At 52.9% G+C, this 669-nt stretch carries 1 protein-coding gene; it reads left to right on the forward strand.

Features of this window, described 5'->3' with window-relative positions:
- Positions 1-669 (forward strand): ParB/RepB/Spo0J family partition protein (locus D5281_RS25185; protein WP_160562568.1); only part of this gene is annotated, 669 nt, incomplete at both ends.

Here is a 669-nt window from a genome sequence, read left to right on the forward strand (position 1 = left end):
TATCCGGCAGTACGGGGTGCTTGTGCCGGGGATTGCAAGACCGAGGGCGGGCGGCGGCTATGAAATCATAGCCGGACACCGCCGCAGACGTGGCTCGGAGCTTGCCGGAAAGACGGAGATGCCTGTGGTTGTCCGCAATTACACCGATGATGAAGCCACGATTATCATGGTGGATTCCAATATCCAGAGGGAGGACATTTTACCAAGCGAAAAGGCGAGAGCCTATAAGATGAAGTATGAAGCCATGAAGCATCAGGGGAAAAAGTCAGGGAAGAACACCCTTGATGAAGTGGGGGAAGCCGCCGGGGAGAACGCTAAAAAGGTTCAGCGGTATATCTGGCTCTCCCGCCTGTCTGATGAACTCCTTGCTATGGTGGACGGTAAGAAACTCGGCTTCTCACAGGGCGTTGACATTTCCTTTCTGGCGGAGGAAGCACAGCAGTGGGTACAGGCAGTCATAGAGGAAAAAGGCTGCAACGTCAGCATGGTGCAGTCGGCAAAAATCAAGGAATATGGCAAGACCGGGGAGCTTACCCTTCCAATGGTGCGCCTGATACTGACGGAGGAAAAACCGAAGGAACGGAAAGTGACGCTGAAAGCGGATAAAATCAGCGAATATTTTGCGGAGGACTGCAGCAGTGAGGAAATAGAGGGCATCATCATTCAGCT

Source organism: Parablautia muri (assembly GCF_009917485.1).
GTDB lineage: Bacteria > Bacillota > Clostridia > Lachnospirales > Lachnospiraceae > Suilimivivens > Suilimivivens muri.